The 15,709-nt window shown below is 58.7% G+C and carries 18 protein-coding genes; 6 read left to right on the forward strand and 12 right to left on the reverse strand.

Features of this window, described 5'->3' with window-relative positions:
* Positions 1-42: 42 nt before the first annotated feature.
* On the forward strand, positions 43-651 hold the full coding sequence (locus ACVWYZ_RS06650) for an NADH-quinone oxidoreductase subunit J (RefSeq protein WP_011432903.1): 609 nt from the start codon (positions 43-45) through the stop codon (positions 649-651).
* An 81-nt stretch (positions 652-732) separates the two neighbouring features.
* Positions 733-1,038, forward strand: coding sequence for an NADH-quinone oxidoreductase subunit NuoK (gene nuoK / locus ACVWYZ_RS06655; protein ID WP_414328814.1), 306 nt, complete (start codon positions 733-735; stop codon positions 1,036-1,038).
* Between the two features lie 44 nt (positions 1,039-1,082).
* Here nuoK and ACVWYZ_RS06660 read toward each other — a convergent pair whose 3' ends face one another.
* From ACVWYZ_RS06660 to ACVWYZ_RS06675, 4 genes are all read right to left on the reverse strand, one after another.
* Entirely contained in the window at positions 1,083-1,409 is a 327-nt protein-coding gene (locus ACVWYZ_RS06660; RefSeq protein ID WP_011432901.1) for a DUF5684 domain-containing protein, read from the reverse strand.
* 225 nt (positions 1,410-1,634) lie between these two features.
* Complete coding sequence (locus ACVWYZ_RS06665) at positions 1,635-2,165, reverse strand: low molecular weight protein-tyrosine-phosphatase (protein WP_457466575.1); 531 nt, start codon at positions 2,163-2,165, stop codon at positions 1,635-1,637.
* 320 nt (positions 2,166-2,485) lie between these two features.
* Complete coding sequence (aat, locus tag ACVWYZ_RS06670; RefSeq protein ID WP_414398929.1) at positions 2,486-3,064, reverse strand: leucyl/phenylalanyl-tRNA--protein transferase; 579 nt, start codon at positions 3,062-3,064, stop codon at positions 2,486-2,488.
* 17 nt (positions 3,065-3,081) lie between these two features.
* Positions 3,082-3,534, reverse strand: coding sequence for a hypothetical protein (locus tag ACVWYZ_RS06675; protein WP_457466576.1), 453 nt, complete (start codon positions 3,532-3,534; stop codon positions 3,082-3,084).
* A 412-nt stretch (positions 3,535-3,946) separates the two neighbouring features.
* On the opposite strand from ACVWYZ_RS06675, the gene purN reads away from it, so the two are divergent.
* The gene (gene purN / locus ACVWYZ_RS06680) at positions 3,947-4,609 is read left to right on the forward strand and encodes a phosphoribosylglycinamide formyltransferase (RefSeq protein ID WP_457466577.1); all 663 of its coding nucleotides are present in this window, start codon (positions 3,947-3,949) and stop codon (positions 4,607-4,609) included.
* A 26-nt stretch (positions 4,610-4,635) separates the two neighbouring features.
* Positions 4,636-5,439, forward strand: coding sequence for a PIN domain-containing protein (locus ACVWYZ_RS06685; RefSeq protein ID WP_457466578.1), 804 nt, complete (start codon positions 4,636-4,638; stop codon positions 5,437-5,439).
* Positions 5,440-5,448: 9 nt separating this feature from the next.
* On the opposite strand, the gene ACVWYZ_RS06690 is transcribed toward ACVWYZ_RS06685, so the two are convergent.
* The 5 genes from ACVWYZ_RS06690 to mrdA form a co-directional block, all read right to left on the reverse strand.
* The gene (locus ACVWYZ_RS06690) at positions 5,449-6,330 is read right to left on the reverse strand and encodes a hypothetical protein (RefSeq protein WP_457466579.1); all 882 of its coding nucleotides are present in this window, start codon (positions 6,328-6,330) and stop codon (positions 5,449-5,451) included.
* A 282-nt stretch (positions 6,331-6,612) separates the two neighbouring features.
* Complete coding sequence (locus ACVWYZ_RS06695; RefSeq protein WP_457466580.1) at positions 6,613-7,260, reverse strand: hypothetical protein; 648 nt, start codon at positions 7,258-7,260, stop codon at positions 6,613-6,615.
* A gap of 25 nt (positions 7,261-7,285) precedes the next feature.
* Positions 7,286-8,419: a threonine-phosphate decarboxylase CobD gene (gene cobD / locus ACVWYZ_RS06700; protein WP_457466581.1), complete on the reverse strand. Its 1,134-nt coding sequence runs from the start codon at positions 8,417-8,419 to the stop codon at positions 7,286-7,288.
* Positions 8,420-8,454: 35 nt separating this feature from the next.
* Positions 8,455-8,760: an HU family DNA-binding protein gene (locus tag ACVWYZ_RS06705; protein WP_414347234.1), complete on the reverse strand. Its 306-nt coding sequence runs from the start codon at positions 8,758-8,760 to the stop codon at positions 8,455-8,457.
* Between the two features lie 315 nt (positions 8,761-9,075).
* Positions 9,076-10,977: a penicillin-binding protein 2 gene (gene mrdA / locus ACVWYZ_RS06710; RefSeq protein ID WP_457466582.1), complete on the reverse strand. Its 1,902-nt coding sequence runs from the start codon at positions 10,975-10,977 to the stop codon at positions 9,076-9,078.
* A 125-nt stretch (positions 10,978-11,102) separates the two neighbouring features.
* Here mrdA and ACVWYZ_RS06715 point away from each other — a divergent pair, with 125 nt between their 5' ends.
* Positions 11,103-12,371: a lipopolysaccharide biosynthesis protein gene (locus ACVWYZ_RS06715; protein WP_457466583.1), complete on the forward strand. Its 1,269-nt coding sequence runs from the start codon at positions 11,103-11,105 to the stop codon at positions 12,369-12,371.
* On the opposite strand, the gene ACVWYZ_RS06720 is transcribed toward ACVWYZ_RS06715, so the two are convergent.
* Positions 12,358-12,723, reverse strand: a complete 366-nt coding sequence (locus tag ACVWYZ_RS06720) for an FHA domain-containing protein (RefSeq protein ID WP_011432528.1) — start codon at positions 12,721-12,723, stop codon at positions 12,358-12,360. The two genes, ACVWYZ_RS06715 and ACVWYZ_RS06720, sit on opposite strands and share 14 nt — an antisense overlap.
* 128 nt (positions 12,724-12,851) lie before the next feature.
* Positions 12,852-13,688: an SDR family oxidoreductase gene (locus ACVWYZ_RS06725; protein ID WP_414383766.1), complete on the reverse strand. Its 837-nt coding sequence runs from the start codon at positions 13,686-13,688 to the stop codon at positions 12,852-12,854.
* A gap of 117 nt (positions 13,689-13,805) precedes the next feature.
* On the opposite strand from ACVWYZ_RS06725, the gene ACVWYZ_RS06730 reads away from it, so the two are divergent.
* The gene (locus ACVWYZ_RS06730; protein ID WP_011432526.1) at positions 13,806-14,297 is read left to right on the forward strand and encodes a YajQ family cyclic di-GMP-binding protein; all 492 of its coding nucleotides are present in this window, start codon (positions 13,806-13,808) and stop codon (positions 14,295-14,297) included.
* A 194-nt stretch (positions 14,298-14,491) separates the two neighbouring features.
* Here the strand turns inward: ACVWYZ_RS06730 and hemW are convergent, their stop codons facing one another.
* Positions 14,492-15,709 (reverse strand): radical SAM family heme chaperone HemW, encoded by a 1,218-nt coding sequence (gene hemW / locus ACVWYZ_RS06735; RefSeq protein WP_457466584.1) that lies wholly within the window; start codon positions 15,707-15,709, stop codon positions 14,492-14,494.

The following is a 15,709-nucleotide window of genomic DNA, read 5'->3' on the forward strand; positions in this document are numbered from 1 at the left end:
GTAAGGGAGCAGCAATAGAAACTGGCTAAGGACGGATCTCTCATGACCCTCGGAGAAGGCGTACAACTGGTTACGTTTGTGGTGCTATCGGCGATGGCCATTGGCTTCGCGCTAGGCGTGGTTTGGGCCCCCAGCATTGTCTATTCCGGTTTTCTGCTCGGGGGCGTTTTCCTGAGCATGGCCGGGTTGTATCTCCTCTTGAATGCCGATTTTGTGGCCGCAGCCCAAGTTCTGATCTACGTCGGCGCGGTTAATGTGTTGATCCTGTTTGCCATCATGTTGGTGAATCGGCGCTACAACTTTGCTCCTCTGAAGCTGGGCTGGCTGCGCAACGGAGTGACGGCGGTGGTCTGTTTGGGTCTGTTTGCCCTTCTAGCCGCGATGGCTTTGAACACCCCTTGGCCGCTGCAGCCGATCCAACCTTTGAGCAGTGTGTTGGTGATCGGCGGCCACTTCTTCAGCGATTATCTTCTGCCTTTTGAGCTGGCTTCTGTTTTGCTGCTGATGGCGTTGATTGGGGCCATTGTCTTGGCGCGGCGGGAGTTTGTTCTTCCCCAAGCCGGAGAAGGGGATCTGAGCTTGCTGGAGCGGGCCCGACCCCAGCTGGAATCAGAGTCAGAACGACCGGCAGAGCTGGTGAGCACCCGCTAAAGCTGACTGCTCTCGGCCATAAAACCTAGAGCTTTCCCGAGACCCCTGTCGTTGTGTATCTACATGGAGCTCATCGCGATGTTGCAACTGCAGTTTTTCTTGGTGGTGGCAGCGATTCTTTTCTGCATTGGTATTTACGGATTGATTGTGAGCCGCAATGCGATTCGCGTCCTGATGTCGATTGAGCTGATGCTCAATGCGGTGAACCTGAACTTCATGGCTTTCTCCAACTTTGTCGATTCAGCGATGATTCGCGGCCAGGTGTTCTCGGTGTTTGTCATCACTGTGGCGGCTGCCGAGGCCGCAGTGGGCTTGGCCATCGTGCTGGGGATCTACCGCAACCGCGCCACTATCGATATGGAGAGCTTCAACTTGCTTAAGTGGTAGACTTTTTCGATTGTTTAGTTTGTATCAAGGCAAGGCTGGCTAATTCAAGTGAAGGCCAGAATGCCTGAGTAGAGCAAAGCTCCCAAAACAGGCAGGAAAACCAGCAGACCCAGCCAGCGGGATTTATTCAGGCGGGGTGGAATGGCAAAGATCACCCAGATACCGAAGATCAAGTTGACTAGGGGAATGAAGAAGAGGATCACCCACCAGCCGGGTTTACCAGCAGCTCGACACATCACCCAGATGTTAGCAATCGGGATCCAAGCTAACCAAGCATTCGGCACGTTTAGCTTCTCTCCAATCACCATTAAGGTGTAGCTAAAGAAGGCGTAAAGGGCAACGGCAATCAGCCCTGGTAAAAGCTCATCCATCGTGACCCTCCCACATATTTTTTTGATATTTGCGAATGTCAACTCACTTGTCTCCAGCGTCTCTTTGGTGTCAGAGACAACCCTCGAATCTATACAGCTATAAGGCCAAACCGCAAGAAAACCAACTTTCCAAAGCTGTTCAGGAGCTACTCTGATCCCGCCCACAAAGTTAGCCAAAAGGGATCCCGTTGTCCAGACTTATCTGTCAAGTTTCATCAAGTTTCATTAAGAATACAGATCTGACGAATAATCTCTCAAGCACGGGGGGGGCAACGGCGGGCATTGAATCCCGGGAACCAGGGATTCCAGCAAGCCGCTACAGGCATCCCAGAGCAGCTCGATTACATAATGGAATCCGGCCTCACCCCCGTAGTAGGGATCCGGAACTTCCTCATCAGAATGGGAGCGGCAATAGCTGCACATCAGGCGCACTTTCTCGGCATATTTTCCCTGGGGATCCAAGCTGAGAATGTCGCGGTAATTTTGTCGATCCATGGCCAGGATCAGGTCGAACTCGCGCAGGTCGGCAGGTCGAATCTGGCGGGCCTTGCCTTGTAGCTCTAGGCCATAGCATCGGGCTGCTTGTTGCATGCGCCGATCTGGGGGGCTGCCGATGTGATAGGCTGCCGTACCTGCTGAGTCGCAGAGAATCGCTTCCGAAAGGCCGCTGCTGCGCAAAAGGTGATTGGTGATGCCTTCAGCGGTGGGAGAACGACAGATGTTGCCCAGACAGACGAACAGAAGCTTTTGGCTCATGACAATCTCAACAGCAGTAGAGAACTCCTCTCACCTTATAACAATGCCCATCTAATCTAATGGTTCTTTGGTCTGAGCATAATAGTTCTTCGTTCTGAGCGCAGAAGAGCACAGACGGCAACGAACGGTGTTTGCGAGCCAGTCTCATCTGCCACTGACGGGAACAGAGCGGATCCCATGTGCTGGCCCACCACGGGATGTATTCGCTCACAGCAGCAGAGTGGAGTCCTCCCTCATTTTCCACCAAGTTTCCCACCAAGAGCCGCTGCAATGATCTAACAGCAGCTATTGGGAAGCCTGTCGCTTTGAGCATCACAGGTCTAATCGAACCGACAAGGGATCCCCAGGCACTGCTGCAATAGCTTCAGGTACTCTTGTCCATCCATGAGAAAGGCGCCGAAACGGGCCAGATGCGGGTTCATCAACTGAGCGTCGAAGAGGCGAAAGCCCCGCTCTCGCAAGTGCTCCACCAACTTCACCAGGGCCACCTTCGAGCCGTTGGGAATGCGGTAGAACATGGACTCGCCGATAAATGCCGCCCCAAGGGCAATACCCAGGATCCCGCCTGCCAAGGTCTCTCCCTGCCAGGTTTCAAAGCTGTGGGCAAAGCCGGCCTGGCGCAGAGCTGCGTAAATCTGCTTCAGCTCAGGGCTGATCCAGGTTTGGGGACGAGCGGCACAGCCCTCTACCACCTGCTCAAAAGCACAGTTCAGCCGCACCTGAAAGCGATTGCTGCGCACCAAGGGCCGCAATGAACGGGGGCAGTGGAATCGCTCATCGAGGGGGATCACCGCGTGCCGGTCGGTGCCGTACCAGGCCAGGGATCCCGTCTCTTCGTCGGCCATCAGAAAGTAGCCTTGGGCATAGCCTGCCAGAATGGTGGCCAGATCCACCTGCATCGCCTCAGTTGCGCTCCTCAAGATTGCCATTCTGGAGAGAGACTGGCAAAGTCTCCCCCATTAGCCCTGGGGTGGCAATCCACACAGCCGCTCACCCGCACAGGAGTGGGAAACTCCACCTGCAGATGCAAAGCGCGGAAATAGCGGGAATCTGCCAAGCGATAGGGCACCTGTTCCCCCTGTCGCAGGGGCCGGGAGTTGGGCCGCAAATAGCCCCAGGCCAGTTGTAAAGCCACGCCGCTCAGGGGCTGGATCTGCTGGCCATAGTGGTTGGGATCCTGCAGCAGCCGTCGCCAGGTTTCGGTGGGCAACACTTGGGCGGGCAACGCCACATGGCAACCACCACAACTGCGCACATATTGAGCTTGCTCCAGTTGGGCTTGAGTCAGGCCCTGCTGGGCTTGTGCTCCCAGGTTCTGCGCTGATCCCGCCAGCAGGGATCCCATAAACCCGGCCAGGATGACTACCATGCTGCAAATCCAAAACCGCCGGCGTCGTCCTTGCAAAGGAGCCATGCTCTCACACCCACTGCCCATGCTTTCCCACTCTAGACCCACTCTAGATCAGGTGGCCGCTCGCCACAGTGGGACGGAGTCCATAAGATCCGGCCTCAACTGCTGGGATCGACTTGATCGACTTGGCCTATTTTTGGAGGAGCTTGAGAGATCGCGGATCTCCTGCTGCATTTTCCGCATTTCTTGAGGCATCTCCCGCAGCTTCTCTTGGGCTTGATCCGTGCAGCGCTCGATGGCGCGGGTGCGCCTGTCAAAGCCGGCGACGGTCAAGTTTTTGGATCCCTCTCTGGATCAACCTGGCCAGAACCAGAGGGGAGGCTGTCTGGGTTTAAAATAGCGGGGCTGCAGACTTTCCCACCAAACGCTCATGAACTCGCCCAGCTTACTCTGGCCGGATCCCGACGGGATCCCAGCGCCCTCTCAACCGGGGATCCTCGGCATTTTGGCTTCCGGCAATGGCAGCAATTTCGAGGCTATTGCTCAAGCCATTGAGGCTGGGGAACTGCAGGCCCAGATTGCTGTGGTCATCACCAACAACCCCAAAGCCTACGTGCGGCAGCGGGCCCAAAAGCGAGGGATCCCTTGCGTTTTGCTCGACCACCGAGACTACCCCCGTCGCGAAGATCTGGACGCCGCCATTGTCCAGGTGCTCTGGCAGCATCACGTGGAATGGGTGATCATGGCCGGGTGGATGCGCCTGGTTACCCAGGTGTTGTTGTCTGCCTACCCGGATCGCGTCTTGAACCTGCATCCCAGCCTGCTGCCCAGTTTCAAGGGCCTGCGTGCCGTTGAACAAGCCCTGAAGTGCGGCGTGAAAATTGCCGGCTGCACTGTCCATCGGGTCACCTTGGAAATGGACAGTGGCCCCATCGTGGCCCAAGCAGCCGTGCCGGTTCTGCCCGAAGATACTGTGGAATCCCTTTACCGGCGCATCCAGACCCAAGAGCACCGCCTCTACCCACTGGCCATCCGCCTCTGCCTGGCAGAGGGATCCCTGCTACCCAAGTCTTCGGGGAAGCTACACAATTGAGGTTAAGTCCAACGCTGGCGCATCCCATGGCCGAGATCCCGCCTCTCCTCGTCTTCGATAGCCCGGTGATCCTGGCCGGTCGTCTGGCTCTATGGCAAGAGTGGGCTCGATTTGGGGTGTGTGTGCTGCCACAGGCAGTGATGGCCGAGCTAGAACGCCTGAGCCGGCAGGCCATTGATCCCCAGGAAGAATCGACAGCCCGCGAGTTTTTGCGCCACTGGCCCAGTCTAGGGTTTGCCGTCTCAGAAGCCCGTGCCCTGGTGGGTGGTGCTGGTGCCGGCGATCAGTCCATGAGGGTACGCTTGGAAGAAGCGATTGCCGAATGCGCCTATGCCCTGGCCCAGCAGCAGCCGGGAACGCTGGTGGTTTTGGTCAGCAACGACCGGCCTTTGGTGGGGCGAATTCAGGGTCTGGGTCTCAACAACCTCTGTGCCATCTCTCTGGCAGAGCTGAACCGGTGGATGCGTCAGCAGCAGCGCCCTCAGGCTGTGATTATGGCTTTGAATCGGTTACCAGGGCCACCCATTCCTGCCGCCCAGTTGACGTCCTCTACCCTCCCTCCACCTGCCCGTCCCTTGAGTTCCTCTCCAGCTTCCGGGAACCCCCCCGCCCAGGCGCGGCAGCGGTCTGGAGCTGCTCAGGTGGGGCCGAGCACAGCCCGCCTCTGGCCCTTTTTGAAAAGCCTACAGAATGCCCTTGCGTTGTTGCTGGCCCTGGTTTTCCTCTCGGCAACCGGGTTACTGGCCTGGCGTTTGCTCGATCCGGAAGGAAGCGAAGGGATCTGGCAGCGGCTACCTCTCTCTCGGATCCCTTGGATTCGGGATCTGTAGTCCTCAAAGCTACTGCTCAGCAATTGTAACGTTAAAGCCCTTATTTTTCAGGGTTTCCGCATGATAGCGGGCATACTCCAGTTGCTCAAATGCTGCCAACTGCACAAACTTCTGGCCATTCACATCTTTGACAAAGGCCCCATCAGAAACTTCTCGAGCACGTGCCAAGCTCTCTGCCCCTGAGTAGGTGGTGAGCACCAAGAAGGTTCCCTCGCCGCGGTTCGGCCCCAGGGAGTCTATGTTGTTTTCGCTTAGGGGCACCACGTTCAGGGATCCCACAGAGGTAGGCGGTGAAGGTTGGGATGGGCGCTCCAGGCTGGCCGCCAACTGCTCCACCGTTTGTGACCTGGGGGGAGCAGATTCCTCGGAAGCCAAGGCCAAGTCGGTCTGCAGGCTATCCAGCAGGTTGGGAACGTCTTGAAGGGGATCCACCTGCAAGTCCTTCCAGTCTGGGGTGGCCGCCAAGCCCAGCGCCAGCCGATCCGGATCCAAGCCACCGAAATAGAACTCCTCTCCCACCTGCCCTTCCACCGGTTCCACTGGGATCAAGGGCAACTGGGCCAGATCCACCTGGGCAGGGATCCCTTCTTCCGCCCTGCTGGCAGCACTTTGGGGCAGGGACAGTTCTTCCGGCCAGATCAGCCAGCGCACCCCAAAGCCAATCCCCGCGCAGGAAAGCACCCACAGCAGCAAGACCCAGAGGGGCGAAAAGGCCCCGGAGGGCCGCGGCATCTCTTCCTCTTCCAAGTCTTCCACCACCTCTTGAATGAGTACAGGTGAAGGGCGCTGTACAGAGCTGGTATTCCCAAGCTGACCTGCTCGCGGCGGCGGGACAGAGTCCATGCGCTGCAAACGCTGCCAGAGGCGGAATCGCTCCAGTTCTTTCAGCACATCCAAATGCAGATGGCTCAGCGCCTCCTGAAGAGCAGGTTGAGGAACTTGATGTGAATGGGACTGCTGTGCCGGAGACAGGGGTTGGGTAGGGTCTGGGGGAAGCGGAGAAGGACTCATAGACAGCCCACACTCAACTTGATGTAAAGTCGGAGAGCAAACAATGCCGATCCACTGTTACAGCCGGAAACAGCCTAACAGGAGAACCCACCTTGGGAACAAGGATTGCCAGCGCTCTATACCCTGCCATAAATCACCATGCCACAGGGCTATGGCAGTCTTCTAGGGCTTTGCCTCCAGATAGAGGGCACGCACGTCTGCCGGCAGGTTCTGAAGCAAGATCTGGCGGGCAGAGGCAACGATGGCATCCACGTCTTCTGGGGCGAGGTAATATCCGTCAGCCTTGAGTTGGTCGGCAATGCGAACCGGTGACCAGCCAAACCGATCCCGCAGCAGCAGAATGAAGCGCAGATCTCCCGGCAGGGTATCCAAACCGGCGGTCAAATAACAGGCCAGTGCCGGTGAAAGAGAGGACTTTGCCCCGCCTCTGGTGGAGTTGAGGCCGTGAGAAGCTTGAGGGTGGGTGGGGATCCCATCCAAGGATTGGATCAGCTCACGGGTTTGCTCCGCCAGCCAGGGTCGCAGCACAGGATCCCCTTCTCCCACAAGGCTGTGGACATCTAGGCGCTGCAGGCGCGGGTAAAGCCGCAACCAAACCTGCTCTCGACAGGCAGCCCATTGCTCTGGCGGCAGATGCTCGGCAAGGATCCCGTCCACCCACTTGCAGTAGCGGCAAAACAGGCCGATGAAGTAGCGGGCCACCTCCGGCTGCCGTTGAAAGGCCCGCAGCAACTCCAGGTCGCTGTAGTGGGCTACCCCCCGCACAAGAGGAGCATCGCATTCCGGCCAAAAGGCGGTAGCTTCGGGCATGAGAATTTCTCCCGCAGAAAAATCCCTAGCTATTCTCCAGGATCTCCCGGCAGGCGGATAACAACTGCTCCTGCTCCGGCAGGGTGCGCAGGCCAATGCGCAGGTAGCGATCTCCCAGCTCGGGAAAACTCAGGCAATCCCGCACCAGAATCCGGTGCCGCTGCAGCAGCGCCCGCTGAATTTGCGTGGCAGAGCCAGGGCAGCGCACCAACACAAAATTGGCTTGACCAGGCCAGGGATCCCAGCCGGGCAGTGCTTGCAAACCCCTGAACAAATGCTCTCGGGCCACGGGCAGCCAGGCGAAGGTGCGCCGGCGAAAGTCCTCATCGGCCAAAGCTGCCGCCACTGCCACTCCCGCCAATCCGTTGACGCTCCAGGGATCCCGCCACTGCCGCCAGCGCTGCCAGTGATCCGGGTGCCCCACCGCAAAGCCAATGCGCAAGCCGGGCAGGGTGAAAAACTTGGTGAGGGAACGGATGACGATGGTGTTGGGATGAGCCGCCAGGTAGGGGATCAAAGTTTGGCTGCGGGGCATTGCCGACGAGCTGGAGTTTGAGCTCAGGGTGGGCTCCCCCGGCAAAAAGTCCATAAAAGCCTCGTCCACCACCACCTGGTTGAACTGGGGCAGGAGAGGCAGGATGTCTTGCTGCGGGATGAGCTGGCCCGTCGGGTTGTGGGGGTTGTTCAGCCAGAGCACTCGGCTCCCCTTGCCTGCCGCCGGAAGCGGCTCCTGGAGAAAGGCGAAACTAGGGGATCCCTGGCCGGGGAAAAAAGGCAGTGGCTTGATGGTCGCCCCTGCCGCCCGCAGAGCCCGTGCATACTCCCCAAAGGCAGGCTGGGGCAGCCATACTTCCCGCCCTTGCGCATCCCGGGCCGCCCAGGTGAGCAACTCCGCCGCCCCATTGCCCACAAAAATCCACTCGGGATCGACAGCCCAATGGTTGGCTAAACAGATGCGCAACTCCCGATAGTCGGGATCCGGGTAACGGCTGACAACAACCGGATCTGCTGCGGACAGCACCTGACCCAGAGCTTGCAAGACCGACTGCGGCGGGCCCAGCGGGTTCAAGCTGGCCGAAAAATCGAGAATTGCATCAGGAGAGCAGCCGGCGATCGCTGCTCCCCAAGCTCGATTGCCACCGTGTCGAGGCCGCTCCACGCCTTACCCAGCAGCCGAGTCCCAACCCGGCGAAATTAAGACTTCCCCCCTGCTACTGCATCGCGGAACGACTTGCCCGCCGTAAAAGCTGGGACAATGCTTTCTGGGATCACCATCTTTTGGTTGGTTTTCGGGTTGCGACCTTCCCGCTCTTTGCGCTTGCGAGCCTCAAAGGAGCCGAAGCCCACCAGGGTCACCTTCCCCTTGGGTTCACCGTTTTCATCGCGGGATGCGACCTCTTCGACGATGATCTCCAGTGCTGCCGAAATGACAGCCTCCGCTTCTTTTTTGGTTACATTGGCGCGATGAGCGACGGCATCAACAAGTTCTGCCTTGTTCATCCTGATCTCCTTCTGAGTTAGGCAATAGAGTTAGAGCGTTCTCCGGATCGCAGACTCGCTCTGGCGTTGCGGAGCGACCGCGGCCCAGAGAGTTCTCGGTGTGTGGGAGCGGGGCTTGCCCTGTAATGCGCCAAGGCGCCACCGGCGCGAATGGCAGGATTGCGGCAGTTTAGCTCCAAATCACTGACATATTCTACAGCTAAGTTAGGGCAGAAGCCTGCTGGGCAAGGGGTTTTAGGGGATCTTAACGCAATTTTCTGGGAGACAAGAGACTGCATATACCCAGTTGGCTCGGATCCGACAGAAAGCTAGGGCTCACGACTCGGGTCGGAAGTAGGCCCGCATCACCTCTCGAAAGATGGGAGCGGCCCGTGATCCACCCCCACCGCCGCTGTTTTCCAGAAAGACCACGACCACCAATTCGGGCCGGTCGTAGGGAGCATAGCCAACATACCAAGCGTGGGATCGCCGCGGCGGATCCTCTGCGGTGCCGGTTTTACCAGCCGTTGGGGGAAATCCTGGCCCCAGGTTGGCGTTGCCGCCAGTGCCGTAAACCACGACATCTCGCAGCCCCTGCTGCAGGATCTCCAGGGTGGCAGGGGAAAGACCTACCTTTTGGCGCAGCGGCACAGGGCTTTCCGGGATCACCTGGTGCGAGAGCAAGGGGCGCACCCGCCAGCCCCCATTGGCCACTGCCGCCGTTACCACCGCCATTTGCAGCGGCGTAGCGGTAATAAATCCCTGGCCGATGGACATGTTGACCGTGTCGCCCACATACCAGGGCTCGCGCCAGTGGCGCTGCTTCCACTCAGCATCCGGCACCAGACCCGCGGCTTCCCCTTTGAGGCCGATCCCGGTCAGTTGCCCCAACCCAAAGCGGCGCGACCATTCTTGCAAGGGGGCAGCCTTGGTGCCGAGAGCAATTTGGTAGAAAAAGGTGTCGCTGCTGTAGGCCATCGCCTGCCGGTAGTTCAGCCGTCCGAAGCCGGCGCGGTTCCAGTCCCAGAAGCGCCACCCCCCCACCTGGATGTAGGGGCCAGTCTGCAGCACGGTGTTGGGGGGAAAGGCACCCGACTCGATCCCGGCAGCGGTGGTGATGATTTTGTAGGTGCTGGCGGGGGGATAGGGCCGCATCCCGCGGTTGAGGAAGGGAAAATCCTGCTGCTGCAGGCTCTCCCACTGGGCTTGGGTGATGCGGCTGGAAAAGAGGTTGGGATCAAAGGTGGGGTAGCTAGCCATGGCCAGGATCGACCCATCGCGGGGATCCATGGCGATCACCGCTCCTTTGCGTTGGCCCAGCGCCCGCTCTGCCGCCTGCTGCAGGCGCACATCCAAAGTGAGCTGCAGGGTGTTGCCCGGTTGGGGCGCTTGTTCTCCCAGCACCCGCAGCACTTCCCCCATAGCGTCCACCTCCACCTGTCGCCCTCCCCATTGGCCGCGCAGATGGCTCTCAAACAATTCCTCCACTCCCATCAGGCCGACAATATCCCCCAGGCGATAGCTGGGATCCGCCCGCAGTTGTTCCTGCGAGATCTCGCCGGTGTAGCCCAGCAGGTGAGCAGCCAAGTCGCCATGGGGATAAAACCGCACCGTCTCCGCCTCCACCATCACCCCCGGCAGCTCGCGGCTCATCTCCTCCAGTTGAATGACCACCTGGGGGCTGGCGTTGCGCAGGATGCGCACGGGAAACGGGGAACGATATCCGGCCTGTTCTAGCTTTTGGGCGATCTCCTCAGGGGCGATGTTCAAGTAGTCTGCCAACTTGGGGATCATCTCCTGCCAGCGCTGCCGCGACTGCACCAGAGGCCAGAGGAAGACCGAGTGGGACAATTGGCTGCCCGCCAGCAATACGCCGTTGCGATCCACAATGCGTCCGCGTTCTGGCGGCTGGGGCAACAGGCGAATGCGGTTGGTATCGGCCAGCTGGCGGTAATACTGGGTGCGCGCTAGCTGCAGGTAGGCCAGACGGGATCCCAGCCCTCCAAACAGCAGCAGACTGGTCAGCAAGAGCAAGACAACGGCCCGATAGCCCTGCCCCACCGTTTTGGCCGATGCGGATCCCAGCCAACGAGGACTACCGCCGTCCGGCGGGGGTGGGGGAAGCACCCGGCGAGGGGCAGGCGGCCTGGAATGGGGGGAGAACAGGGCTTTTGGATCCCGTCCGGTCAAGGTGTTGGGGCTTCGCGTGGCGTCGCTGACAGGGTAGAGTTTGGCCATGAACTTGCCAGAAGAATTGCAACCCATACACCCAAAATCAAGAGGAGATGCCCGCTCTTGGGCGGGCCCTCTCAGCATCCATCCAGTATCCCTGGCTCTGGCAAGCCTCGTCCAGGAGTGGCAGCGTGGATAGAGCAGAACAACAGCGGCTACGCCAGGCTGCCTGGCTGATGGTGGGCAATGGCCTGCGCCTGGGGTTGTCTGGGGCCTATTTCATCCTCTTGGCGCGGCTGTTGGGGCCGGAAGCCTTCGGGGTTTTCTCCGCCATCTTGGCCTGCAGCAACCTGGCCGCCCCGTTTGGCTATTTGGGCCAATCGGAACTGCTGATCCAGCGCCTCAGCCGGCAGGGATCCCTGACTTGCACCCAGGGGGTTGGCCCCAGCTTATGGCTGGCGGGATTGGGCTGTGGGTGGATGGCGCTGGTGTTGTGGCCCCTCTTGAGCGTTTGGCTGGCCGGGACGCCAGCAGCGGTGGTGGGGGTATTGCTTTTGAGCGATCTGCTGTTCATCGCGGTGCCAGAGGTGTACAGGGGGATCCTGATCGGGAGAGAGCAGGCTGCTGGGGTAGCCCTCATCGACACGGGCATGGCGCTGGGGCGATTGGGGGCAGTGTTGTTGGCGGTGGCCTTAGGCTGGGGATCCCTGGTGCAATGGGCTGTTCTGTACGGCCTGATGGTGTTGGTCGTGCTGCTGCTGATCGCGAGGGGGATGGGACGGTGGAGCGAGCCTTCTCCCCCCTTGGCCCTGAGCTGGCGAGATCTGCGGGAACGGCTGACAGCGGGCTGGGACTTTGCGGTGGGGCTGGCCGCGGTGAAAACCTTCACCGATTTGGATAAGCTGCTCTTGCCCCGTTTGGCCTCAGCAGCGGCGGGGGGTCTTTACAGCGCTGCCTATCGGGTGATCAACTTCTCGCAAACGCCGATGATCGCCCTGCTCACCAGCCATTTTGCCGAGCTGTGCCGCCAAGGGCAGAAGGGCCTTCCGCAAGGCTGGCGCTACGCCTGGCAGCTTTTCCCTTGGGTGGTGGGCTACGGCAGTTTGGCTGCTCTGGGGCTGGCGCTGGGATCCTACGGAATCCCTTGGGTGCTGGGATCGGCTTACCGGGAAACGGCCCTTATCCTGCGCTGGCTCAGCCCGGTCATTTTGCTGGAAGGGATCCACCTTTTGCTATCTCACCTGCTCACTGGAGCAGGGTTGCAAAAGCCCCGCAGCCGTCTGCAACTGATGGCTCTGGGGCTGAATGGGCTTTTGAATGCGGTTTGGATCCCAAGGTGGGGTTGGCAGGGGGCGGCCCTAGCGACCTTGCTGTCGGAGATGGCCTTGGTGCTGGCTTTGCTGCTGTTGATTGGGGGGCGATTGCACGCTCTGCAGAGATCTGGGCCTAGGGAGCCTTAACAATTTTGTAGGTGGCTTTGGCATCGGGGCCAAAGGTGATCACATCCCCCGACTTGAGCTGGTGGGTGGTCAATTTCTGGCCGTTGATCAACAAGCCATTGGTGCTGGGGCGACCTTCCAGATCCCCATCCAAAATGCGGTAGCAATATTCTCCCTCTCGCTCGGCGGGAATCCGCAGCAGCATGGCGTGGTAGCGGGAGGCATACTGAGAGTTGAGACAGATGTCGTTCGCCAAGTCCCGACCGATGAAGTATTTGGCGGATCCCAGCACCTGGGTACGGCGGCCATCTCGGTCTTCCACGATCAAGATGTGCTGGTGGGTACCGGAAGGAGAAGGCACAGATTCAACCATACTTCCGCTGTCAATACCAGTGTTTAACCGTACCTCAAACTATACCGAAGTTTAGCCTTCTTCCTGCTATCGCTGGGTCTGCAGAATCGCTCATCCAGCGCCCCAGAACTCTCGACCGATCCAGTGGGCTAGCGAGGAACATTCTGGAGCAATGAGCCGACCCATCCGGGGAAGAGGGTGTAAGCTCCTACCGCCCATTGGGCCATGCCCACCACCACCTCTGACTTGGACTGGCGAGCGGCATCCCAAATGGCTTCGGCAACTTCTTCCGGCTGGCTGACCCAAAAACTCTCCAGCGCCTGTTGCATTTGCTCGCGGGCTTTGCCACCTGAGGTTTGGGAGTGGCCATCGGGAGAGGACGCTGGCCCCACCTCATCCAGAAAAATGGCTCGCTTGAGGAAATTGCTGCTGACGATGCCCGGATGGACGCCGATCACCTGGATCCCTTGGGGTTGCAGTTCCAGACGCAGCGCTTCTGTCAGCCCACTGACCGCGTACTTGCTGGCACAATAGGCGCTCATCTGGGGCAGGGGCATTTTGCCGCCAATGGATCCCACGTTGATGATCTGGCCTTTTTTGCGCTTCAACATGTCGGGGAGCACGGCTCGGATGGTGTGGAGGTAGCCCCAAAAGTTGACCGCCATCAAAGCCTGCCAGTGTTCCAGGGTAGTTTGCAAAAAAGGGCCACTCATGCAGATGCCGGCGTTGTTGATCAGGCAGTCGATGCGGCCATAGCGTTCTAGGGTTCTCTCCACCAGGTTTTGCACCTGTTCTGGCTGCGTGACATCGGTGGGAACGGCCAAGACCTCGGCGTTGAGGCTTTGCTCTAGGTCGATGGCCGTTTGCTTCAGGGTTTCGGCAGTGCGGGCAGCCAGCGCCAATCGGTAACCCCCACGAGCAAAGGTAAAGGCAGTAGCTCTGCCGATGCCTTCAGAAGCGCCTGTAATTAAAACAACATCGGCCATCCTGCTTCTCCGTAAATCTGGACTGGGATCCTTCTACCTGTTGTAGCTTCTCTGAGAGTTAGGGATCCCTGCTTGGCTGAGGGCTTAAGATACTGAACAATAGCGAGGATAGGGTGTATGGCCTCTACCTACTCATTTGACATCGTCAGCGATTTCGATCGGCAGGAACTGGTGAACGCTGTAGATCAAGCCCGACGGGAGATCAAACAGCGCTACGACCTCAAGGATACTCAGACGGAAATTGAGCTGGAGGAGGGATCCCTGACCATCACCACCGCCAACGACATGGCCCTCAACTCCATTCGGGATCTGCTTCTTACCAAAGCGGCCAAGCGGGGTCTATCCCTAAAGATCTTCGACTTCCAACCCCCAGAGAGCGCCGGCGGCAACCGAGTGCGCCAGGTGGTTCACCTGAAAAAGGGCATTGATGCCACACTGGCCAAACAGATTGCCAAGCAAATCCGCGACAACTTTAAGAAAGTGCAGCCTGCCATTCAAGGGGATCTGGTGCGCGTTTCCGGCAAGGATAAAGACGAGCTACAGGCGGTCATTCAAATGCTTAGGCAGCAGGACTACCCGGTGGCGCTGCAATTTGTCAACTATCGATAGGGATCCTCTGGGCTTCCGTATCTTTCCCCTCAACCCCTCTTGCAAGATTAGAGATCTCAGGATCTGTGATCTGTGAAATGTTGGGTTTAATGGCTGCTGGAAATGGTGATGGCCTACGCTCCTCAAAGCTTGAGTTTTCGGCCAATTGGGATAGGGGGCTCTGGTGAGAAATCTTGTGAAAGTAACCGTCGGAATCAAGCCAGTAAGTCCTTGAGAATCTCATTGGAAAATAGCCAGCCATTGGGTGGGATCAGCCGCAGCCGACCCGCCTCGCAACTGGCCCAGCCCTTCTCGAAATAGGGATCCAGCTTCTCCAAAGCTTGCTCGACCTTTGCCCGGCCAAAACGCTCTTGCAAATGGCCCAAATCCAGACCTTCCTGTAAACGCAGCCCCAACATCAAAGTATCCATCCAAACTTCCTCTGGAGATGCTTCAGGAGGGAGGGGGTAGACTCCAGCTTTCACCTGCTCAAAGTAGTGGTAAAGGGTTTTGGGTTGCTGAATGCGCCGTCCACCCTCGTAGCCAACGGATCCCATACCAAAGCCAAAGTAAGGGCGATTTTCCCAGTACACTCGGTTGTGGCGACAGGCGTAGCCGGGGCGGGCAAAATTGGAGATTTCGTAGTGGATGTAGCCCGCTTCGGTGAGCAGCTCCCGCGCCATCACGTACATTTCAACCGTGGTTTCCTCGGTGGGCAAAGGCGCATCTCCCGGTCGGTACATCCGGCCAAATCGGGTTCCCGGCTCAATCGTCAGATCATAGATGGAGACGTGGGGAGGGTTAATTTCAATGAGAGCTTGCAAAGAGTTGTGCCAATGCTCCAAGGTTTGGTAAGGCAGCCCAAAGATCAAATCCAGATTGAAATTATCAAGGCCCACCGCTTTGAGATCAGATACAGCCTCGTAAACTTCTTCTACCCCATGCAGGCAGCCACAAGCGGCCAGCAGCTCCGGTTGAAACGCTTGTACCCCCAAGCTGATGCGGTTAACCCCCAATGCCCGATAGCCCGCCAACTGATCTCGGGTCAGGGTGCCGGGATTGGCCTCTAGGGAAATCTCACAGTCAGGATGAAACGGGATCCTCTCCCTCAATTGAGTCAAGATCCGCCCCAGTTGCTCCACCGTCAGCAGAGAAGGGGTGCCACCCCCGAAAAAAAGGCTGGTCAACGGTCTGGGATCCCCGGCCAGATGGCGGTAGCGGTAGGAGCTGCCGATCTCTCGGCAGAGCATTTGCACGTAAGTTTCTATCAACTCTCGGGTGCCCAAGCCCGTGGCAAAATCACAGTAGTGGCAGCGCTGCCGACAAAAAGGGATGTGCAGGTAAGCTGCTTCAGGCCAATCAACCTGGTCGCGGCAGCATTGCAGAGCAGTATCGGTCGGAGTGGGATTGTGCAAAGCCGTTGCCACAGCCAT

Source organism: Thermostichus sp. MS-CIW-37 (assembly GCF_054060065.1).